The organism is Annamia dubia NIES-4383 (assembly GCF_055394725.1).
In genome coordinates, this window is the sequence record NZ_AP025630.1 from 2,746,430 (window position 1) to 2,769,706 (window position 23,277).

General features: G+C 31.8%; 14 protein-coding genes. 10 read left to right on the forward strand and 4 right to left on the reverse strand.

The genetic code is table 11. The features are described from left to right. Positions 1–79 precede the first annotated feature (79 nt). Positions 80–886 carry a M48 family metallopeptidase gene (locus Anndu_RS12390; protein ID WP_464101499.1) on the forward strand — a complete coding sequence of 269 codons (807 nt, stop codon included), beginning with the start codon at positions 80–82 and terminating at the stop codon, positions 884–886. Here the strand turns inward: Anndu_RS12390 and Anndu_RS12395 are convergent. Further along, positions 883–1,530, reverse strand: coding sequence for a response regulator (locus tag Anndu_RS12395; RefSeq protein WP_464101500.1), 648 nt, complete (start codon positions 1,528–1,530; stop codon positions 883–885). The genes Anndu_RS12390 and Anndu_RS12395 overlap by 4 nt on opposite strands. A gap of 116 nt (positions 1,531–1,646) precedes the next feature. Continuing rightward, positions 1,647–2,480 carry a squalene/phytoene synthase family protein gene (locus tag Anndu_RS12400; protein ID WP_464101501.1) on the reverse strand — a complete coding sequence of 278 codons (834 nt, stop codon included), beginning with the start codon at positions 2,478–2,480 and terminating at the stop codon, positions 1,647–1,649. A gap of 259 nt (positions 2,481–2,739) precedes the next feature. Between Anndu_RS12400 and Anndu_RS12405 the strand changes: the two genes are divergently transcribed. The 4 genes from Anndu_RS12405 to Anndu_RS12420 all read left to right on the forward strand — a co-directional run bounded on the left by Anndu_RS12405 (position 2,740) and on the right by Anndu_RS12420 (position 11,986). Further along, positions 2,740–4,350, forward strand: coding sequence for a mechanosensitive ion channel family protein (locus Anndu_RS12405; protein WP_464101502.1), 1,611 nt, complete (start codon positions 2,740–2,742; stop codon positions 4,348–4,350). A 434-nt stretch (positions 4,351–4,784) separates the two neighbouring features. Continuing rightward, positions 4,785–10,523, forward strand: a complete 5,739-nt coding sequence (locus tag Anndu_RS12410) for a translocation/assembly module TamB domain-containing protein (protein ID WP_464101503.1) — start codon at positions 4,785–4,787, stop codon at positions 10,521–10,523. Positions 10,524–10,589: 66 nt separating this feature from the next. Beyond that, positions 10,590–11,504: a hypothetical protein gene (locus tag Anndu_RS12415; RefSeq protein WP_464101504.1), complete on the forward strand. Its 915-nt coding sequence runs from the start codon at positions 10,590–10,592 to the stop codon at positions 11,502–11,504. Between the two features lie 83 nt (positions 11,505–11,587). Continuing rightward, positions 11,588–11,986 carry a competence protein CoiA family protein gene (locus Anndu_RS12420; RefSeq protein WP_464101505.1) on the forward strand — a complete coding sequence of 133 codons (399 nt, stop codon included), beginning with the start codon at positions 11,588–11,590 and terminating at the stop codon, positions 11,984–11,986. Positions 11,987–12,036: 50 nt separating this feature from the next. Here the strand turns inward: Anndu_RS12420 and Anndu_RS12425 are convergent, their stop codons facing one another. Continuing rightward, positions 12,037–13,470, reverse strand: a complete 1,434-nt coding sequence (locus Anndu_RS12425; protein WP_464101506.1) for an NF041680 family putative transposase — start codon at positions 13,468–13,470, stop codon at positions 12,037–12,039. A gap of 326 nt (positions 13,471–13,796) precedes the next feature. Beyond that, the gene (locus Anndu_RS12430) at positions 13,797–14,675 is read right to left on the reverse strand and encodes a mechanosensitive ion channel family protein (RefSeq protein ID WP_464101507.1); all 879 of its coding nucleotides are present in this window, start codon (positions 14,673–14,675) and stop codon (positions 13,797–13,799) included. Positions 14,676–15,256: 581 nt separating this feature from the next. Between Anndu_RS12430 and nifJ the strand changes: the two genes are divergently transcribed. From nifJ to Anndu_RS12455, 5 genes are all read left to right on the forward strand, one after another. Continuing rightward, positions 15,257–18,805 (forward strand): pyruvate:ferredoxin (flavodoxin) oxidoreductase, encoded by a 3,549-nt coding sequence (gene nifJ, locus Anndu_RS12435; protein WP_464101508.1) that lies wholly within the window; start codon positions 15,257–15,259, stop codon positions 18,803–18,805. Positions 18,806–18,884: 79 nt separating this feature from the next. Beyond that, a complete protein-coding gene (gene vapB / locus Anndu_RS12440; RefSeq protein WP_464104090.1) occupies positions 18,885–19,112 on the forward strand; it encodes a type II toxin-antitoxin system VapB family antitoxin in 228 nt (75 codons plus the stop codon). Between the two features lie 52 nt (positions 19,113–19,164). After that, positions 19,165–19,392 carry a hypothetical protein gene (locus Anndu_RS12445; RefSeq protein WP_464101509.1) on the forward strand — a complete coding sequence of 76 codons (228 nt, stop codon included), beginning with the start codon at positions 19,165–19,167 and terminating at the stop codon, positions 19,390–19,392. Continuing rightward, entirely contained in the window at positions 19,389–19,670 is a 282-nt protein-coding gene (locus tag Anndu_RS12450; protein WP_464101510.1) for a type II toxin-antitoxin system RelE/ParE family toxin, read from the forward strand. The genes Anndu_RS12445 and Anndu_RS12450 overlap by 4 nt, the downstream gene beginning before the upstream one ends. A gap of 288 nt (positions 19,671–19,958) precedes the next feature. Continuing rightward, positions 19,959–23,150 carry a type ISP restriction/modification enzyme gene (locus tag Anndu_RS12455; protein ID WP_464101511.1) on the forward strand — a complete coding sequence of 1,064 codons (3,192 nt, stop codon included), beginning with the start codon at positions 19,959–19,961 and terminating at the stop codon, positions 23,148–23,150. Positions 23,151–23,277 lie beyond the last annotated feature (127 nt).

The window sequence follows — 23,277 nt, forward strand, 5'->3', positions numbered from 1 at the left end:
AGCGACATAAATTGCTCAAAATAGAAATTAACAAAACAAAATTAATTGAATTAACTTAAGCCAAAAATTATCATTAATTATGCCTAAATCATCCGCCAAATTTAGCGATCGCAATCCTGAAGTTAGTAATAGTCAATTATTAATTTTAGGGGGTTTATTTTTGACTGTAATTATTTCAATTATTTTAATAATTTGGTTTTTAATTAATAGTTTAATTAATTTAATTCCTCCTGAATTTGAACAAAATTTAGGTAAAATAATTGTCCCCGTTTATGAAACAAAATCTTTGCCTTCTCCTACTCAAAATACCCTCAATCAGTTATTAGATCGTTTAGAAAATAATTTACCAAAAAAAGAAAATCGTAATTATCAAGTATTATATATTCCTGAAGCTACCATTAATGCACTTGCGATCCCTGGAGATAGAATTATTATTTATCAAGGTTTATTAAAAGAAATGAACTCTGAAAATGAATTAATGATGGTTTTAGGCCATGAATTAGGTCACTTTGCCCATCGAGATCATCTTCATAGTTTGGGCAGAATTTTATTAATAAAAGCCGTTATAAATTATTTTTTAGGTGATTTAAGTAGTTTAACTTCTTTAGTGCAAAATATTAGTAATGCTCAATTTTCCCAATCACAAGAAACTAAAGCGGATCAATTTGGTTTATCATTATTAAATCAAACCTATGGACAAGTAGCCGGATCAACGGATTTTTTTGAAAAATTAATTGAAAAAGAAGCGCTCAATTGGCCAATTTTATCTACTCATCCCGCTCCCCAAAAACGAGTTAAACAACTACAAGAATTAATTAAAAAAGAAGGTTATCAAATAGGGGAAAAAACTCCCCTTCCTGACAGTTTAATGATCCAAAATTATTAATTAAATAATTGATTTTCTAAAGAAAACCTTAATAATTCTTTACGATTATTTAAGTTAGTTTTTTTCAATAAACTACTAACATATTTTTCCACTGTGCGCGGACTTAAAAATAGTTTTTCCCCAATTTCAATATTTGATAAACCTTGACTTAATAAACTTAAAACTTCTGTTTCCCTTGGGGTTAAATTCAATTTTTCTAATAATAATTTTGATTTTTCAAAAGAATCAATTTGATCTTTTTGTTGAGATAATCTCCATTCAGATTGAATTACTTGTGAACGATCTAATAAACTACGAATAATTGCCCCTAATTCTTCCATCGCAAAAGGCTTAGGTAAATATAAATCACAACCAGAAGTATAACCTTTAATTCGAGCTTCAGTTGAATTTCTTTCTGTTAAAAAAATGACTGGCACAAGGCGAAATTCCGGTTTTTTGCGAATTAATTTAACTAACTGATAACCGTCTATCATTGGCATTTTAATATCTGATATTAATAAATTAGGATGATATTGATCAAATAAAGAGAGGGCTTCCCTTCCATTAGCGGCGCAAATAACACAATACCCACTCAACTCCAGATAATCGCTCACTGTGAGTCGAATACCGGGATCATCATCTGCAATTAAAATTAATAACGCCATAGACAGAAAAAAAGCCTAAAAATGCTTTTCAAGAATGTGATGAAATGAAAATAAAAGCCTTATTTTTAAGCTTATCATTAAAGTAATCTATCTTTAAGTAGGTTTTTTTTATTCTTTTAGTTAATAAACGATAAATCATCTTGACTGGCTTTTTCAATCAGTTTAATCACATCACTACGACTGAGTTTTTCTTGCCCAAGGGATAATACTTTTAACGTGCCATGTGCTAAAATTAGGGGGATTTTGCAAAAATCTAAGGCTGGGCCTTTGGGTAGTGATTTGGTATATAAATCAGCTAAAGCTAAGTTTTGACGCGCATATTCTCTGATCATGGCATCATTCCAACCTTTGGGATAAAAATTAACTCCCCTTTCTAAGTCTTCTTGATGATTTCGGGCGATATTGACAGCCTGTAGCCCTCGGCCAAAGCCGATGGCCTGTAGACGATTGGTTTGGGTTTGATCATGCCATGCCCACAAGTCTGATAATAATAAACCCACAGCCCCTGCCACACTGAAAGTATAACTATCTAAGTCTTTTTTGGTGTTAATTTGCCAATTTTTTAAAGCCCAGTCGGCCATGCGATCGGACATGGCCGCCGTAGCATCCCAGATTCGGGCTGAAATCGTCTCAGGGGCGAGTAAAGCCCATTCCACTACCCTTAAACTAACTTCATCTAACTCTGACTCATGGCCATCCCAGTCAATTTTCAGATTTTCAACGGTAGTTTGATCTGAGGCTGACTGTAAAGAAAGACTAATCTTGCGTAAAAGTTGTGCTTTAATTTCTAAAGGAATTTTAGGGTGATCCTCAATTTCATCAATCGCCCTCATACATAAATAAGCAGAAGCCACCGCATCCCTAAGTTGATCGGGTAAACGGGAAATCGGAATATAAAAAGTCCGACTGGTTTCTTTGAGTATTTCTAAGGCATCTTTACGCAAATTCATTCTAATTTTTAATCCAAAATAACAGTTAATAATTGAAATAACGACTGACTTAATTTTAGAATCAGCCGTTTCAAATTATAATCCTGTTGACAATTTTCTGTAAAGTATCTTGATCAGTTGACAGTTGACAATGGACAATTGACAATTGATTAATTAGGTTTAAAACAAGCTAAAAAAGGAAAAAATTTAAAATTTTTCCCGATTAAACATCTTAGGAAATTTTACTGTCCACTATCAACTGTTAAATGATTTTTTTCTTATGTTTAAATTCAAATATTTATTGCTAACTTTAATTACTAGCTTAATTTTAATCACTAATTTATGGATTAAACCGATTAATAGCCAAGTAATTCCTAGTCTTAATCTGCCTAATAATCCCCTTATTCCCCATAGTAAAACTTTAGTTAATTCTGCTTGTATCTATTTAGATGGTAGATGTATTTTTGAATTATCTACCGGAGATAAAGAATCATTAGAGCGCATTTCTCAAATTCAAAACCGTTTAGATAATTTTAGTAAAAATTACCTCAGAGCAGAGATTAACCAGTTAAATATTACCAAAAAAATTGAAGGTTCAACCGTTAATCTTTTCATGAGCATTAATGATCAATCCCCCATCCGTTTATTAACAATTACGGCGGCCGATGCCCAGTTAAAAGGAGTAAATTTAGAAGCCAGAGCCGATCAATTAATTGAAGTTTTACACAGTCGTTTACAACAGGCAAAAAATGAAAGAACAAAGGGATTTTTAACCCATCAAATGCTCCTAGCATCAGGAATAATTTTAATTATTATTCTTTGTACATTATTAATTAGAAAAATTCTCAAATTTTTAAAGCAAACACAACCGGAAATTAAGCCAAATCAATCCATAACTAGCGACAATAATCAGGTTATTTCCGAATTATTAATTAAAAGAAAAATTTGGAATTTTAAAGAAGTTCAATTAAGAATTTTCCAATTATTAGAAACCCTTTTAATTGGTGGGGGAACAATTATCATTTTAGGATTATTTCCCTATACCAGAATGATTCAACTTTTAGCAATTGTCTTATTACAATATCCCCTAAGATTAGGAATAGTAGCCGTATTTACCTATCTTTTAATTAGACTTAGTTACGGTTTAATTGCTCAATTTAATTCGGTTCTTGCCCTAAATAGTTTAATTTCTCCAGAGGGAAATCGCCGTTTACAATTGCGAATTAATACCATTTCTGTTGTAATTCGAGGTATTATTACCGCCACATGGATTATTATTGGAACATCCGTAGGATTAGCGGCTATTAATATTAATATTACACCCCTTTTAGCAGGGGCGGGGATCATTGGTTTAGCCATATCTTTTGCATCTCAAAATTTAATTAAAGATGCAATTAATGGTTTTTGCATTATCTTAGAAGATCAATATGCCGTAGGAGATATGATTAATATTGGCACATATAAAGGCTTAGTTGAATATATCAATTTACGCATTACTCAAATTAGAGATAGTGAAGGAAAATTAATCACAATTCCTAATAGTGAAGTGCGCATTGTTGCCAATTTATCAAGTCATTGGGCGAGGGCTGATCTCAATATTACCGTAGCCTATAATGCGGATATTGATCAAGTTTTAGGAGTAATTAAAACCGTTGCTAATCACATGAGTAATGATGTAGAATGGAAAGATAAAATTTTAGAAAAACCTGCCGTGTTAGGGATAGAAAATTTTAGTGATTTAGGCATGATTATTAAAGTTTTAATTAAAACTGAACCCTTAAAACAATGGGAAGTTTCCAGAGAATTTCGCCGGAGAATTAAAATAGCTTTTGATCAAGAAAATATCCCTATTCCTGTTATTCCGAAAGAAGTTTTTTTACATCAAAAATAATCAAAAATAGCCTATGAAAATTAATAACTTAACTTTATGATTTTTAGAATTATTATCAACTAATTTGAGAGATTATTTCGTTCAAAAATCTCTCAAACGGCCAATAATTGATATTATTATTAGATCGAAAAGTTTTTATTTAAGGGCGATCTTTATCTGAAAAATAAGCGATTATTAGAAGATTTATTAATATTCATGTACTAATTAAAATTTTATGTTAAGAAAACATTACTTAACATAAAAATTTTTTTCAAAAGAAAAAAACACCACAAATAGCCCTAAAAATGTTAATATAATTAAAATATTGACCAAAAAATTAACTGCACAATTCCCCTTTTTTAAGATGAATTTGGGATGATATTGAGTTAATAATATTTTGATCAAATTGGTATAATATATTGAAAAATAACCGATTAATTTTTATTCTGATTATTATGACTCAATCCCCCAATGATAACAATAATTCTGGTGAAATTCAATTATTAGAAAAGCCGTCAAAAGTCAATAGATGGCGGAAATTTTTAATTTGGATAGGGGTAACTTTATTGATCGGCGTGGGCAGTAGTGCGGCGATCGCATGGTATTTTATTCAACGCCAACTTGCGCCCCTTGTTGAGAAAAATTTAACGAATGCCTTAGATCGCCCTCTCAACTTAGGGAAAGTGGAGGGCTTTGGCCTCAATTCCATCTATTTTGGTAATACAGAATTACCAGCTACCAGTACAGATACAGATTGGTTAAAATTAGATAAAATACAAGTTTCTTTTAATTTATGGGATTTTATTAATCCATTTCAGGAGAGAGAAAAACCAATTTTAAATATTAATATTAACTTAATTAATCCTAATATTTATATCGAGCAAGATCGGGACTTGAGGTGGGTAGTTACTCGTTTAAAAAAGACACAAACAGGGAATTTTGAAGTAAAAGTTAATCAAATAGAATTACAAAATGCAAGGTTAACTCTTGTACCAAGAAATAAGAATAAGTTGTTAACACCTATTCAAACAAATATACCTAGAGCTTTTACTTATTTAAGTAACAATTATCAAAAAATTGAATTTAATTTAGGAGGAACATTAAATCAGAAAAAAAGCTATCAAATTCAAGGTAAAGCCTTGACAGATAAGCAAGAAACTGATTTACAAATATCAGGAAAAGATTTAGATATTGCTATGATTGCTCCTCTTTTACCAATACCTTTAGATTTGACACAGGGGACGATTGATTCTAACGTACAAATTAAAATCAAATCTAATCAAAAAATTCAATTATATGGTTTAATTAATCTTCATCAAGTTACTGGTAAAATTAAACAATTAGCTCACCCTTTTATTAATAGTAATGGTAACATAATTTTTCAAGGCAGACAAATTAAATTATTACAAGTAAAAAGTCAATATGGTCAAGGAAAAGGGCTAGTTTCAGGAATAATTGATTTAGAACAGGGCTTATTTTTAAATGTCCAAACAGAACCAATTTTAATTAAAGACTTAATTACTACTTTAAAAATTCCTAAACCTTCTATTAAGATTGAGGGAGAATTACAGGCAAATTTGAAAGTTACAGGCAAATTTACACAACCACTTTTAACCGCAGAAGTTATTAGTAAACAAAATTTATTAATTGATAAGATTAGGTTTAAATCGTTAACTGGTAATTTAACTTTTTTTAAAGGTTCTTTGTTAATTCAATCTTTTGTGGCTATACCTACTTTTGGGGGTAAAATGGTGGGACAAGGACAAATTATTTTACCTCAACAAGATTTATTATTTGATGTGGCTTTAAGTGATATTTCAGCTAATCAAATTGCGTCTATTTATCAAAAGAAATTATCTGTAAAATCAGCTATAATTAATCAGGCTAGATTTAAAGTAATTGGTAATTTTAAAAGCTTAAAAAATACTTTGGCTTTAGGCGATGGGAATATTAAGATCGGCAAAAGTTTATTTACCTTTAATAATTTAAAAATTCAATTAAATCAAAATGGGTTTTGGCAAGGTTTAATTAATGCAGTTAATTTAGATTTAGATGATTTTTTAAAGCAATTAAAGCAACAAAATAATTTATCAATTTATTTAAAAAATAGCCAAATAATCGGAGGATTAAATTTAACTGGAACATTAGAATCATTTGCTTTATCTACTTTACAGGGTCAAGGTAACGTAATTATTGCTAATGAAAAAGCTAATTTTGAAATTCAAAATTTACAATTTAATCGAGGTCAATGGACATCTAATCTTAAAATTCAAAATTTACAATTGCAAGATGATAATTTAAGGGAAAAAAAAATAGTTAATGGTTTATTATTTTTAACAGGTAAATTGCCAAATTTTAATCTGGCACAGTTCCAAACATCAGGGAAAGGTACAATTAATTTTAACGGCCAAAATTTAGACATTAATAGTTTAAATATTGCCGATCAAAAGTTTAAAATTAATACTAATCTTTATGGTTTCCCCTTGCGCAAAATTTACCCCCAGTTAGCAATTCCCCTTAATAGTTTTTTTAGCGGAAATTTGAATATTTTAGGAAGAATTGATCAGGTAAAATTAAACCAATTAACAGGAGAAGTTCAAGGAATAATTAACTTAGGCGATGGTATCATTCAAACTAATTATTTTAAATTTGCTCAAGGTTATTGGCAAACTAACGCTATATTGAAAAATATTAAAGTTAAACAATTAAATGAGCAAATTCCTCAACGACTTTCACCTATTATTAATAGTCAAGTTAATTTAAGTGGTAAATTAGAAAATTTTACCCTTGAAAGTTTGAGTGGATCGGGCTTAGGAAGGGTAACATTCCCCGGAGGCTTGGTTAATATTCCTAATTTTTCTATTAAAAAAGGAGATTTTAATGCTAAATTTAATCCTCAAAATCTGTTTTTATCTTCTTTTTCATCTCAATTTCCGGGAACAATTACAGGGATGATCTTATTATCAGGAAATTTAAACAAACTAACTTTAAATGCCTTTAATGCACAAGGAAATCTTAATTTTAATAATATAATCAAGAATCAGGCCATTTCTTTAAATAGTGTGTTTAACTGGGATGGTCAACGCTTAAATTTAGGAAAATTAAGCACAAATGGGATAACTTCTAGGGGTTTTGTAGATATTAATACACAATTTTTAGGGCAAATAAAAGCAATAGAAAATATTAATTTACAGGTTACAGCTAACAACTTTAATTTAGATAATTTTGAGATAAAAACCGCCTATAATATTCCTCTTAATTTGGACGGGTTAATTAATTTTAATGGTCAAGTCAAAGGAACAGGAATAAACCCCGAATTTTTAGGTGATCTAAACTTAACTAATTTTGCCTTAGATTCCCTTAAATTTGATCCAATTTTACAGGGATCAATTACAATTAATAAACAAGAGGGAACAGACTTTAATCTTACTTCTGAGGGCGATCAAATTAGTTTTAAAACCGATCCGGATTTTCAACCTATTTCTGCTACGATTAAACGGGATCAAATTTTGGCAAAATTAACTAATCAACAGGATCATTTAGTGTTGAATATTAATCAATTTCCCTTAGAAAGTTTGCGTAATATTATAACATTATGTCAAAAAAATGATTGTTTACAACGTGACTTTCCCCCCATTGTTCAACGCTTAATTCCTCCTACTTTATTAGCCCAAAATTTAGCTGGTCAAGTCTCATCTAATTTAGAATTTTATAATAATAATAAAACTATCACTGGTAATGTTAAAATTGATCAACCAGTTGTTGGTAGAATTAGAGGGGATTCTTTTAATCTTGATCTTAATTATCAAAATAGTTTATTAACTCTTAATAACAGCACTTTTATTAAAAATCAAAGTGTTTATCAATTTGATTTATCAGTGTCAAATAACAATAATAAAACCCAATTTAATCTTAATAGTCAAATTAAAAAAGGTGACATACAAGAACTATTAATGGCTTTACAAATCTTTGAAATAAAGGATCTTGGTTTAACTTTACAATCTCCCGAATATGGCACGGCTAAAGATTTATTTATTAATAATAACTCACCTAATATCTGTAATCCTACCTGTAATCCTCTCTTTTCCGTAGGTGTTCCCGATGGTTTAATTATTGATCAATTACGGCGTTTTAGTGAAATTCAAGCATTTCAACAAAAACAAAAAGAACAAGAACAAGAAAACTTTAAACTACCCAAATTAAGAGAATTAACAGGAAAATTTGATGCTATTATTACCGCTCAAAGTGATAGTAACGATGGACTAAAATCTAACTTTGAAATAAGTGGAGAAAAACAAATAAATGAAAGAGGAGAAATGACGCAAACTTCTTGGCAATGGGGAAACTTTATCGCTGATCAAATCAAAATTAAGGGACAATATAATAACGGAATTTTTCAAATTGTCCCCCTGATTATTCAAAGCGATAAAACAATAATTAATTTTAATGGGACAGTGGGCGGTGCTACTCAATCAGGAGAAATAACTGTTAATAATTTACCCCTTTCTTCCCTCAAAAATTTTATTAATTTCCCTCAACAAATTGGCTTTACTGGTATCTTAAATGGCAAAGCTAACTTTTCTGGTAATAGCAATAATCCCACCGCACTAGGCAGTATGACAATAGTTGACGCTACCATTAATCAAACTCCCGTAGAATCTACCAGTGGACTTTTTAACTACAAAGATGCTAAACTCAACTTTTCATTGAATAGTATTTTAAGTGAAGGGGCTGAACCCCTTACCATTCAAGGTTATATCCCCTATCAACTCCCCTTTGCTTCCATCGCCCCTGACACTAACGAAATTAACTTAGCGTTCAATCTGAAAAATCAAAACCTCGCTTTACTCAATATCCTCACAAAAAATAAAATTAAATGGCTAGATGGGCAAGGTGAGGTTAATCTCAATATTTCTGGATTTTTAGAGCCTCAACGGCAGAAACCTACTTTAACCACTGCGGTTGGGGTGATTAATCTTAATAATGCCACCCTTGCGGCCGATGTTTTACCCGAAGACAACTTAACTGGAGTGACGGGGAAAATTAATTTTGATTTTGATACTCTTAAAGTTGATGAAATAATAGGTGAATTTGGAGGAGGAAAAATCATAATATCAGGTGATTTACCCCTTACTAATTCCCAACCTCAAGATAATCCTTTAACAGTAGTTTTAGATAATTTAAGTGTTGATTTAAAAAGAATTTATGAAGGAGACGTAAAAGGACAAGTCACAATCAGGGGAAATACACAATCACCTATGTTAAGCGGATTTTTAGAGCTTTTTAACGGCAGAATCCTCTTACCAAATCAAGAAGAAAATAATCAGAATAAAAGTGAAAATGAAGATGAAAATTTAAGAGCCACAACTAAACTTGATCAGTTAGAATTGTATTTAGGGGAAAACATCCAAATTACCCGTCCGCCGATCCTTAATTTTTTAGCTGAGGGAAATTTAATTGTTAAAGGCACATTGCACAGTCCTCAACCGAAAGGTATTATTCGCTTAAAACGTGGTCAAGTTAACCTTTTTACCACTCAACTTGGTTTAGCCGGAGGACATAAACAGATCGCTCAATTTTATCCTGAGCGCGGCTTAGATCCTTATTTGAACTTACGCCTAGCCACTTCTGTTGCTGAGACAACTTCCAGCCCTTTGCCAGAAGACCCCTTCTCATCAGAGGTTAATGATATTCCGGTCACCAATTTTGGACAGTTACAAACTATCAGAATAGAAGCTGAAGTTAACGGATTTGCCTCTCAATTAACGGATAGTTTAACTTTCAGAAGTAATCCTTCCCGTAGTCAAACTGAAATTGTTGCTTTGTTAGGGGGGGGGTTTGTCAATACATTAGGGCAGGACGATCCATCGTTAGGACTGGCTAACCTAGCGGGTTCTGCCATTTTGGGAACGGTTCAGGATAGCATCGGACAGGCTTTAGGGTTAACGGAGTTTCGGCTTTTTCCCACTTCAATTTTAGACGACAAAGGGCGCAATACTACCCTTGGTTTAGCGGCCGAAGCCAGTGTAGATGTAACAGAGCAGTTATCGGTGTCGGCTTTGAAAATTTTGACCACTGAACAACCGGCCCAATTTGGTTTACGTTACCGTTTAGATGATAATTTGATTTTGAGGGGATCAACTGATTTTTCTGGAGATAGTCGAGCGGCCTTTGAATATGAAATTAGATTTTAATTTTATTATTTGTTATTATCAATAATCTATTATTAATTATCAATTATTAATTATCAATTATGATTAATGTCTAATCTTAAAAAACTTTTACAACAATTATCAACACAGGAAAATTTATTAACAAAAACTCAATTTATTGCTCCCTGTGTGGCTAATAGTTGCGTTAAAACTTCTGTAGCTAAAATTATTTATACCTTTAAAACTCAACCGAAAAATTTTGAAGGGTGGGGTATTTTTCAGCCAATTAATCATAAACTTGCCCAATTAATTGATCAGCCTAGTTTTCCTCAAATTTGCCATTATTTAGAGTTATTAAAACCTTTACGTTTAAGATTAGCTTATCATTTACAGGGGCAAAGTTGGTTAGCTTATCCTGTTAATGAATCTGATATGCAACAGCGTTTTAAAACTGTTAAACCTGTGGTAATTCATTTAGTAACAGAAGGGAGTATTTTTGAAACAATTATTGCTCGTTTTGATGGGCTTAATTTCTGGTTTGAAGACATTGATCGCAAGGCCGAAATTGAACCAATGCTTAAATTATCTGAACAATTAAAATTAGAAACTTTACCCGATCACTTACAATTTTCCGGTTTAACTCCCGAAATGTTAAAAACTTATGATCTAGCATGGCAACAAACAGCAACGGGCAAACAACAAAGGGAAATTAGAGCGAAAATTAAAGGAGAAAAAAAGATTTCTAACGCACAAAAAAGAAGGGAAAATAAAAATATTTTACAAAGACCAGATGAGCGTTTAGACAATGCCTTAAAACAGGGTGGAGGTAGTTTAGAAAATTTCAGCGATCGAGGAGATTTTTGGTTAGTAGAATGGCGTACCAGTGAGGGTGATCTACATTCTTGTGCTATTAGTAAAGATGATTTAACAGTCATTAGTTCGGGTATTTGTTTAAGTGGAAAAGATCAAGATTTTGATTTACAATCTTTAGTAGGGGTGATAGAAAAACAGGATTATTATTAAGTTGTATTTGCCATAAATAACGTAATGGTGTATCATTTATAATGATAAGTAATAATGTAAAAAATTAATAAGGAGTGATTAAAATGCCTTTTAAAGCTAAAGATAAAGATAAAAATTGTATTGTTGTCGCATTTAATTATAAAAATGGTGCTGAAATAAGAGCCAAACATCCTAATTTAATTTGTCCTCATTGTGGAGCAAAAATGTCCGCAAGGGGAAGTTTAATATCAGGAACAAAAACTCATTTCTATCATGTTCCGAGTGATAAACCTTGTCCTCTAAATGAAAAATATAGAAACATTTCTGACAAAATACATCATACTTTAGCGGTTGAAGCAACTTTAAATTATTTAAAAAATCACTTATCTGCTTATTTAAAAGAATATAATTGGCATTTAGATATTGATTGGACTTTGGACAAAAAGAAATTGGTAGAGGTTAAAATAGAAGATAAAAAAATAGACAAAGTAAAACTAACCTAAAATAATTTTAGGGGAAAAAAGATTAATTAACAGTCGTTTCTAACAGCAATTTAGCTATTTTGTTGACATTTTTGATTCTTTTTTATAACCTGATAACGTGGTCTTTTCACTTGTATTTCACCTTTTTTCCGTCCAGAAGAATAACCACGGGGTTTGGGAAAATTAGAATTGATCTCAATGGTGCTAATAATTCTATAAAAGTCTCTCTGAACCAGCACTGGGGTAATCTTACTCTCACGAAAATTAGGCAAATATTTCTCCCAAGGGCGGGGTAAGCAAACAGCTAAATTCCTTGCATTCCACAATTGAATATAAGCAATTAAAATTAGGTTCATCCAGTTTTCTTCATAACTTGTATGAGAGGTTAAATAGTCGTTCATTAATAATCTTTGTTTGCCAAATCGAAAAAAGTGTTCCAAGTCAAAACGTTGACGATAAGATTGATAAATTTCAAGCAAAGTTAATTCGTTACGGCGTTTACCAATGGCAATTAACCACATTGGTTTCCAAATAGAATTACCTTCTTGATCAGTAACAGTAATTTCCAATAATGTAAAGGGATAATCATGCAATTTATGTTCCTTTGTTCCCTTCATTAACATATTATTCCAACCCTTAATTTTGACATTTAATAATTTACCACGTTTCGTAGTAAAATTAGTTTGAATTAAATCATCAGGGGGATGCCAAGAAGTTGAATCTTTTAAATCAAATTTATCACCATACCAACGTGGATGTCCACTTTTTAACTCAGAAGAATCTTTGACAAAAGGACGAAAAAAAACACGATTACTTTTAACTCTGGTGACAACAAGTCGATCTTGATTAAGAACTTGTTTGCCAATAAAATCTTTTTGACTATAAAGACAATCTACGACAATAACTGATAGAATTATCTTAAATAATAATGAATCTGTCAAAACTTTATTAATCTGTTTATGAGCAACAGAAACATCTTTTTCATCGCTTTTTACTCGTTGAACTGATAAAGGAATTGTCCAAGAAGCATCACAATTAGATATTTTTTCAGGTAAGTAAAAAAGCCAAGAATAAGCATGACCAATATTGATGGGTTTATTGCCTTTAATACTGTTAGGTTGATGAATAAACGTTTTATCAGATACAGTAGGAGAAAACTGGCGTGAATTAGGGGTTACATCAATGCCAAATAGATGAAACTTTCGCTGATTATTTTGAGGAATACTCTCTAAAATAATCTTAGATATTTCGGCTTTATTTGTGATTTGTGATTTCTTTTTTCCCGCTTTATTAAAATCAGCAATTGCTCGATAAATACTTTGGTATTTATGTTTAAATAGAGGATTTAAACTTAATTCCACGACTGTTTTAGCATCTTGATTACTACTAAGAGCATCGAGTAAATTCATCAAGGCATCTTTTCTTAAACCAAGACTTTGATATAATCGTTGACGACCTTGAATAAATTGTTCAACTTCTTGGTAATTTTTATTTTTGATTTTCATATTATTTTGAATAATAAACTATCTATTTATTCTAATCTATAGAACAAACTTGTTGAGAAAGAAAGTTTATTATTTGACATTATGCTATTAGACAATATTCAATTTCTCTTAATATAAATATCTTATTTTAATTTTTTCGGTCTGATGTGAGCTTCATTAAATCTAATTTTTTGTCCAAAGTCCAAGTATAAGTAGTAGCAGATTAAATTTTAATAAAAAAGGAAATTTCCCTTAAATCTTAATCATTAAAAGTTGTAAAGTGGGTAAAGCTTTTTAAAATTTAATTAATTAACTTTGCCCACCCTACGGATTTATATTAACAACAATTAAGCGGTTTGATTGACTTTTAAAATTTGATCGGGGGCAGGATAACCTGCTTCTGAAAAAGTCTCACTAATGGTTTTATTTGTATCAAAATAAACCTGCCAATAATGATCATTATTGCAATAAGGGCGCACCGCTAAAACTGTTCCCGCTAAATTAAATTCTAATATATCAATTTCAGGGGCTGGATCCGTTTCTACGTTGGGAATTTGAGCAATTTTGTCTTTTAACCGCGCGATCGCATCTTGAGGGTTAACATTGTGATTTAATTGAGCAATTAATTCTACTCTGCGGTAAGGATTAGCAGTGTAATTCTGAATATTTCCTGAGAAAATAGTATTATTTCCTATATAATGACGCACATTATCCATTGTATCAATAGAAGTTACAAATAAGCCAATTTCCTTGACTGTGCCTGTTACTCCGGCGGCGGAAATAAAATCTCCCTGATGGAAAGGACGGAAAACCATTAAAAAAGCCCCAGCCGCAAAATTAGCTAATAAACCACTCCAAGCCGCCCCGATCGCCACACCTGCGGCGGCTAATAAGGCCGCAAAGGAGGTAGTTTCAATGCCAAATACTCCTAAAATAGCGATAATTAAGAGGATTTGAAGGACAACGGTAATCGTATTAGTAATATAGGTGAGGAGAGTGGGATCAAAATTTTGTTTTTTAATAGCTTTGCGGATCAAGCCCATCACAAAATTAATTAACCATCTTCCTACTAACCAGAGTAAAATTGCACCAACTAATTGAAATAAAAAGCCAGAAAGATAGCTAACAATATTAGTAATAAAATTCTGAAGTTGATCAATATTTCTGGGTATTTCTGTGGGAATAGGAGGGGGAGCTTGTAAAAAGAAATAGCTAAAATTTATCATTTTTTTAATATTTTAAAGTCGAATGTATTGAATGCCCTTAATCATAAATCTAAAAATTGTATTGTCAAGGAATATTTAACTTTAATATATTTTTCTTAATAAATATTAAAACGTAATATAAACATAAATCAAGAAATATTAAGATATTTGTTACATTCCCAAAATTAAAAACTTCTAAAGTAAACAAATGTAACATTGTGATTAAATTTGATAATTTTCAGTGTTCAAAACCTCTTGATCCGATACAATGATGATCAAATAATAAAGTTTCTTGTTCTTAATTTAATCTTAAGATAGATTGGCAACAGAAACCTTGTTTAATCTTAAAAATCATCTAGTTTATGAGAAATTCTACAGAAAATCAACCACCAAAACATAATTGATAGTTAACAATAGACAGTAATCAATTAATAGATTTTTCTCAAAAATAATTAACTTAATAATTGGTTAATTGTCTATTTGATCATAACAATTTTTTGTCATTTTTTAACTTAACTTTAAACCTAAGTTGACCCTACAAAAAGACAAAATTAAACCTCAAAAATCAACCAATTAATTTTAGGAGTAGAAGAAAATTTCCTATGAGTAAAAATTACAAAACTTTAGATGCAAATGAAGCCGTTGCCAAAATTGCCTATAAATTAAATGAGGTGATCTGTATTTATCCCATTACCCCAGCCTCTCCGATGGGTGAATGGGCTGATGAGTGGGCTTCTCAAGGTCATTCTAACCTCTGGGGTACTGTTCCCTCGGTGGTGGAAATGCAGAGTGAAGGCGGTGCGGCTGGGGCGGTGCATGGTGCGTTACAAACTGGCTCTTTAACTACCACTTTCACCGCTTCCCAAGGGCTATTATTGATGATCCCCAACCTCTATAAAATTGCAGGGGAGTTGACTTCGGCGGTGATCCATGTGGCGGCGCGATCCCTAGCGGCTCAAGGTTTATCCATTTTTGGGGATCACAGTGATGTAATGTCGGTGCGTAGTACGGGTTTTGGGCTGTTATGTAGTAATTCTGTGCAAGAAGCCCACGATCTAGCCCTGATCGCCCATGCCACCACTTTAGAGGCTAGAGTGCCTTTTATTCACTTTTTTGACGGTTTTCGCACTTCCCACGAAGTCCAAAAAATTGAGCTTTTAGAGGATGAAGTTTTAAGAGCTTTAATCAATGATGATTTAATTTTAGAGCATCGCGCCAGAGCTTTAACCCCCGATCGCCCAGTGTTAAGAGGTACAGCCCAAAACCCTGATGTTTATTTCCAAGGTAGAGAAAGCGTTAACCCCTATTATGAGGCTTGTGTGGGTATTGTAGAAAAAACAATGGAAAAATTTGGAGAGTTAACGGGGCGTAATTATCAATTATACGAATATGAAGGGGATCCTAATGCGCAAAGAGTAATTATTATTATGGGGTCTGGTGCTGAAACAGTCCATGAAACCGTAGATTTTTTAACAGCAACAGGGGAAAAAATAGGGGTTTTAAAAGTTCGTTTATATCGTCCTTTAGCAGGGGAAAAATTAGTCCAAGCTTTACCAAAAACGGTAGAAAAAATAGCAGTTTTAGATCGCACTAAAGAACCAGGCTCAGGTGGTGAACCTTTATACTTAGATGTAATTTCTGCTTTGAATGAATTTTGGTCAGGAAATATGCCTAAAGTAGTGGGTGGCCGTTATGGTTTATCATCGAAAGAATTTGATCCATCAATGGTAAAAGCGATTTTTGATAACTTAAGTTTAGAAAAACCTAAAAATCACTTTACAGTGGGCATTAACGATGATGTAAGTTTCACTTCTTTAACTTGTGATCCTACCTTTAGCACCGAGCCTGATAGCGTTGTCAGATCGGTATTTTATGGACTTGGCTCCGATGGTACGGTTGGTGCTAATAAAAACTCCATTAAAATTATTGGTGAAGAAACCGATAATTATGCTCAAGGATATTTCGTTTATGACTCGAAAAAATCAGGAGCAGTAACAGTTTCTCACTTACGTTTTGGGCCTAATAAAATTCGTTCAACTTACCTTATTTCCCAAGCCAATTTTGTTGGTTGTCATCAATGGTTATTCCTTGAAAAATTAGACGTTTTAAAAGAGGCTAAAAATGGAGCAGTATTCTTATTAAATACCCCTTACGAAAAAGAAGAAGTTTGGGATCAATTACCCCTTGAAGTACAGGAGCAAATTGTCAGAAAACAGTTAAAAGTTTACGCTATCAATGCTAATAAAGTAGCCCGTGAAAGTGGCATGGCAGGGCGTGTTAATACCATTATGCAAGTATGTTTCTTTGCTTTATCCGGTGTTTTACCCAAAGATGAAGCCATCGCCAAAATTAAAGATAGTATTAAGAAAACCTACGGTAAAAAAGGCCCTGAAGTAGTCAATATGAACTTAAAAGCCGTAGATAATACCCTCGATAATCTCTTTGAAATTACCCTTGGCGCACCTTCGAGTAAAATTAGTAAACCTCCGGCAGTTTCTCCCCTCGCACCCCAATTTATGCGGGAAGTACAGGCCAAAATGCTCATTAAAGAGGGAGATCAGCTACCCGTAAGCGTTTTACCCTGTGATGGCACTTATCCCACAGGCACATCAAAATGGGAAAAACGCAATATTGCCCAAGCTATCCCCGTTTGGGATCCCGATGTTTGTGTGCAGTGCGGTAAATGTGTGATGGTTTGCCCCCATGCGGTGATCCGTGCTAAAACTTATGAGGAATCAGAGTTAAATAATGCTCCTAGCACCTTTAAATCTATAAATACCCGTGATAAAGACTTTGCAGGAGAAAAATTTACAATCCAAGTTGCGCCGGAAGATTGTACGGGTTGTGGAATATGTGTAGATATTTGTCCGGCTAAAAATAAATCTATGCCCTCTAAAAAAGCGATTAATATGGAGGAACAACTGCCATTACGGGAACAAGAGCGGGATAATTGGGACTTTTTCTTAAATATTCCCCTACCCGATCGCACCAAATTAAAATTAAATCAGATCAAACAGCAACAGTTACAAGAGCCTTTATTTGAGTTTTCCGGCGCTTGTGCGGGTTGTGGCGAAACTCCCTATATTAAGCTGATTTCCCAATTATTCGGCGATCGCACCATTTTAGCTAATGCAACGGGCTGTTCCTCTATTTACGGCGGAAACTTACCCACTACCCCCTACACCAAAAACGCACAGGGGCGGGGTATTGCATGGAGTAACAGTTTATTTGAAGATAACGCTGAATTTGGCTTAGGTTTTCGTATTTCCATTGATAAACAGGCTCAAATGGCAGTGGAATTATTACAAAAATTAGGCGGTTTAGTTGGTGATAATTTAGTCACTGCTTTACTCTCGTCCTCACAAAAAACAGAGGCTGATATTTGGGAACAACGGGAAAGAGTAGAGGAATTAAAAGCTAAATTAGGTCAAATTAATACACCTGAAGCCAAACGGATGTTAAGTTTAGCGGATTATTTAGTCAAGAAAACAGTCTGGATCGTTGGCGGTGACGGTTGGGCGTATGATATTGGTTTTGGTGGTTTAGATCATGTGATCGCCAGTGGGCGTAACGTCAATATCCTCGTAATGGATACTGAGGTTTATTCCAACACGGGCGGTCAATCCTCAAAAGCCACGCCACGAGGGGCTGTTGCCAAATTTGCGGCCGGTGGTAAACCCGCACCCAAGAAAGACTTAGGCATGATCGCCATGACTTACGGTAATGTTTATGTGGCTTCTGTGGCAATGGGGGCAAGGGATGAGCATACTTTAAGAGTCTTTTTAGAGGCTGAAGCTTATGACGGGCCGTCCATAATTATCGCCTATTCCCACTGTATTGCGCACGGTATTAATATGAATACCGCCATGAGCCATCAAAAAGAAGTGGTAGAAAGTGGACGCTGGTTGCTTTACCGCTATAATCCAGAGCTTAAAGAGCAAGGTAAGAATCCTCTGATTTTAGACAGTCACGCTCCGAAAAAAGGCATTGCCGACTCAGTATATCAAGAAAACCGCTTCCGTATGTTAAAAGCAAGTAAACCGGAAGATGCGAAACGGTTATTAAAAGAGTATCAACAGGATGTTGACAACCGTTGGCGCACTTATGAATATTTGAGTCATCAAAGTGCTTCTAATGCGGATCAACAATAATCAGTTAGCAGTTACCAGTTATTTTTTGTAAATGTAAGGTGGGCAATGCTCACCCTACATTTAAACATTATTAGAAAAGATTAAAAATCTTTCTAGTGATTATCAGCAATTAGTACAAGATTTTGTAGAAATGTTAATCACAAAACAAACTCAAAATCAGTTACCAAATGAAACGGTTATTTCTAATTCTTCTGTAATCGAAAATGAAGATGAGGAAAGAAAACACGGTTATGGTAGTTGGGCAGGTCAAATTATTATGTCAGATGATTTTGATGAACCTTTAGAAGATTTAGCGGAGTATATGTAATATAAATCAAATATCTATATTATAATAATTTATAAAAAAAGGAGCTAATTTTATGTTACAAAATCTTGAAAAATTAACTTTAGAAGATACGGTTAAAATTGTTGAAAAATTAACAGATCAAGAACAAAAAAAGTTAATTTTAATTATTGAAAATCGTCTCAAAGAAAAGCGAAAACAAGAATTATTAGAGGCAATTAATGAATCTCGTGAAGCTTTTATTAAAGGAGATGTAAAAACAGGAACAGTAGCTGATTTAATGGCGGAGTTAGAAGAAGAATGAAGTTATTTTGGAGTAAAAGATTTATCAGAGATTTTAAGCGATTAATTCGTCAAAATCCTCAAATTAAGTCTGATATTGAAACTACTTTAGAAAAGCTAACGGATGATCATACTGATCCTAGTTTAAAAACCCATAAATTAAAAGGAGATTTAAAAAATTGTTGGTCATGTTCAATTGATTATAGTAATAGAATAATCTTTGAAATTGTCAAAGATTTTGACAGCGATGATCTGGTTATTAATTTACTTACTTTAGGTTCTCATGATGATGTTTATTAAATTTTTAATGGATTAATAAAAATGCTTAATTATAACTTAACAATTTATTCAATTAACCGCTTTGAAATGAATTTCAAAGCTAACTTAAAATCGTTCAATAAATTGAACTTATTTTTATATTTATTATTGAATTTTAATCTTATTTTAGTTCAATTTATTGAACGTCATCTATTAGCCTTGAAATTTATTTCAAGGCGGTATCAATATTTAAAACTGATATTTTAATTTTCAACTTATTTAAAATTCCCGAATTATCTTAATCTAATTTCAATTTTCAACTTTAAAATTATGTCTAAATTATTAATCTCCCAATATCACAATGAAGTAGCTAAAATTATCCGTTATGGTGGTACAAAAAAAGAAACCACTATTAGAGTCGCTTTTCAAAATTTATTAAATTGTTATTGTCAAAGTCGTAATTTTTTATTAATCCCTGAATTACCCTATAAAAATCAAAGAATTACCCCAGATGGCACGATCAAAGATGCTTTACAATTGGATTGGGGTTATTGGGAAAGTAAGGATGAAGATGATAATTTAGACGCAGAAATTGAGAAGAAATTTAAAAAAGGCTACCCTAATGATAATATTTTATTTGAAGATTCGATCACCGCTATTTTAATTCAAGCGGGTAAGGAAAAAATGCGCGTTTCGATGCAAGATGTTGACGCTTTAGATCGAATTTTAAAGGAATTTATTGAATATCAACGCCCTGAAGTTGAGGAGTTTTATCAGGCTATTAATAAGTTTAAAGATGATTTACCTACTATTATTAATACTTTACGGGAAAAGATTGATTTAGCTTCAAATAATAATCAAAATTTTATTACTAAAAGAGATTTATTTCTTAATCTTTGTCAAGATTCAATTAATCCTAATATCACTGTTGAAGATGTTAGGGAAATGATGATTCAACATATTTTAACTGAGGATATATTTTTAACTATTTTTGAGGAGGTTTCTTTCCATCGTGATAATAATATTGCTAGTCAATTAACTGATTTAATTAATAGTTTTTTAAAGGGCGCTGATCGCAAAAATTTATTAAGTAGTATTCAAAGTTATTATAAAGTTATTAAAACTAAAGCTAGTCAAATTAATAATCACCATGATAAACAACAGTTTTTAAAGGTGATTTATGAGAATTTTTATAAGGCTTATAATCCTAAATCTGCTGATAGGTTGGGAATTGTTTATACTCCCAATGAAATTGTAAAGTTTATGATAGAAAGCACTGATTTTCTATTACATAAACATTTTAATAAGTTATTAGCTGATCCTGATGTGGAAATTCTTGATCCTGCTACTGGCACGGGTACTTTTATCACTGAATTAATCGAATATTTACCCGAAAATAAGTTAAAATATAAGTATCAAAATGAGATTCATTGTAATGAGGTTTCCATTTTACCCTATTACATTGCTAACTTAAATATTGAGTATACTTATCAACAGAAAATGCAGGAATATTTAGAGTTTCATAATATTTGTTTTGTGGATACTTTAGATCATACTTCTTTTGAGGGTAAACAGATGGATCTGTTTGCGATGTCGTTAGAAAATACCGTAAGAATTAAGCGTCAAAATGATAAGAAAATCTCCGTAATTATTGGGAATCCTCCCTATAATGCTAATCAACAAAATGAAAATGATAATAATAAAAATCGTGAATATGAATCTATAGATAAGAGAATTAAAGCTACTTATGTCAAGGAAAGTAATGCTCAAAAAATGAAAGTTTATGATATGTATTCTCGTTTTTTTAGATGGGCTAGTGATCGTTTAAATGAAAATGGAATTATTGCTTTTATAACTAATTCTTCTTTTCTTAAAGCTAAAGGATTTGATGGTTTTAGAAAAAGTGTAACTAATGAATTTGATTATATTTATATAATAGATTTAGGAGGTGATATAAGATCAGGCGATAAAACAGGTAGTGTTTTTAATATTATGATTGGAATTTGTATTACTTTTCTAATTAAAACAAAATCTAAAACTAATAAAAATAAATTACCTTGTCAAATCATGTATTTTGCACCTGAAAATTGTAATTCTGGACAAGAAAAACTTGATTTTTTAGTTAAAACTAATTTTGATAGTCTTAATTTTGAGCGTATTATTCCTGATGAAAAATTTAATTGGCTTAATCTAACAGATAATGATTTTAATAACTTAATTCCCGTAGCGAGTAAGAAAAATGATCAAACTATTTTTAATTTATATTCTAATGGTTTTGTAACGAATCGAGATGAATGGGTATATGATTTTGATTTAAAAAATTTAGAAAATAAAAGTAATTTTTTTATTGAAGAATATAATTATGAAGTTAATAGATGGATTCAATATAAAAAAGATAATAATTATCAAGATATTAAACAAGAATCTAATCCTATTGTAGATCAATTCCTTGCTGAAAGAAATTTGATAAAATGGAGTAAAATGATTAAAAGAGATAAATTAAGAAAAGGAAAAATAGGTATTTTTGACAGAGCAGATTTAAAAAAGGCTTATTATAGACCTTTTGTAGTAAAATATGTTTATTTTGGATATATTACTATTGATATAAAAGGCTCACAAATTCTATTTTTTAATCAAAAAGACAACTCACTTGATATTGATAATAAATATATTAATTTTGTAGCAGGAGATAGATTACCATTTTCAGCAATTGCTAGTAAAAATATTACTGATTTAGGATTATTTGTAACAGATCCTACTCAATGTTTACCATTATATAGTTATGATAAAGAAGGAAAAAGACAAGAAAATATTACAGATTGGGCATTAGAAAAATTTAGGGAATATTATAATAATAACACTGTGGAACAGGCTTCTAGCCTGTTAGTAAAATCAAATCAGAAAAAATCTAAATCTACAGTTAAAAATATTCACAGGCAAGATGCCTGTGCCACAGGAGAATTAATCACCAAAGAAGACATATTTTATTATGTTTATGCAGTGTTACATAATCCTGAATATCGAAAGAAATATGAATTAAATTTAAAGAGAGAATTTCCAAGAATCCCCTTTTATAATGACTTTTTGAAGTGGGTTTCTTGGGGTAAAAAATTAATGGAATTACACTTAAATTATGAAACAATTAAACCTTATCCCTTGAAGATAATTAATGTAGGGGCGAACGGCCGTTCGCCCCTACCAGATGACAAACAAAAGGTAATTAAACCTAAATTAAAAGCAGATAAAATCAAAAATCAAATAATAATAGATGAAGAAACAATTTTAACAGGTATTCCCCCCGAAACTTGGGAATATTTATTAGGAAATAGATCGGCCTTAGAATGGATTTTAGATCAATATAAAGAGAAAAAACCTAAAGATCCAACTATAGCCGAAAAATTTAATAATTATCGTTTTGCCGACTATAAAGAAAAAGTTATTGATCTATTAATGCGGGTAACGACTGTTAGTGTGGAAACGATGAAAATTATTAAAGAAATGGAGGTAGTTAATAGCGGATAGTTGATAGTTAAATAAACAAAATTAATTAATCTTAAAAATTAGTTTAAGTTATCTTTAGATAACGACAGCTATTAGCCTTGAAATTCATTTCAAGGCGAGATAATTACTCATTAGGATTAATTTTATA

Excerpts from the sequence above, each read along its gene's own strand:
- Anndu_RS12390 (WP_464101499.1), top strand. The coding sequence starts at position 80 with ATGCCTAAATCATCCGCCAAATTTAGCGATCGCAATCCTGAAGTTAGT.
- Anndu_RS12395 (WP_464101500.1), bottom strand. The coding sequence starts at position 1,530 with ATGGCGTTATTAATTTTAATTGCAGATGATGATCCCGGTATTCGACTC.
- Anndu_RS12400 (WP_464101501.1), bottom strand. The coding sequence starts at position 2,480 with ATGAATTTGCGTAAAGATGCCTTAGAAATACTCAAAGAAACCAGTCGG.
- Anndu_RS12405 (WP_464101502.1), top strand. The coding sequence starts at position 2,740 with ATGTTTAAATTCAAATATTTATTGCTAACTTTAATTACTAGCTTAATT.
- Anndu_RS12410 (WP_464101503.1), top strand. The coding sequence starts at position 4,785 with ATGACTCAATCCCCCAATGATAACAATAATTCTGGTGAAATTCAATTA.
- Anndu_RS12415 (WP_464101504.1), top strand. The coding sequence starts at position 10,590 with ATGTCTAATCTTAAAAAACTTTTACAACAATTATCAACACAGGAAAAT.
- Anndu_RS12420 (WP_464101505.1), top strand. The coding sequence starts at position 11,588 with ATGCCTTTTAAAGCTAAAGATAAAGATAAAAATTGTATTGTTGTCGCA.
- Anndu_RS12425 (WP_464101506.1), bottom strand. The coding sequence starts at position 13,470 with ATGAAAATCAAAAATAAAAATTACCAAGAAGTTGAACAATTTATTCAA.
- Anndu_RS12430 (WP_464101507.1), bottom strand. The coding sequence starts at position 14,675 with ATGATAAATTTTAGCTATTTCTTTTTACAAGCTCCCCCTCCTATTCCC.
- nifJ (WP_464101508.1), top strand. The coding sequence starts at position 15,257 with ATGAGTAAAAATTACAAAACTTTAGATGCAAATGAAGCCGTTGCCAAA.
- Anndu_RS12445 (WP_464101509.1), top strand. The coding sequence starts at position 19,165 with ATGTTACAAAATCTTGAAAAATTAACTTTAGAAGATACGGTTAAAATT.
- Anndu_RS12450 (WP_464101510.1), top strand. The coding sequence starts at position 19,389 with ATGAAGTTATTTTGGAGTAAAAGATTTATCAGAGATTTTAAGCGATTA.
- Anndu_RS12455 (WP_464101511.1), top strand. The coding sequence starts at position 19,959 with ATGTCTAAATTATTAATCTCCCAATATCACAATGAAGTAGCTAAAATT.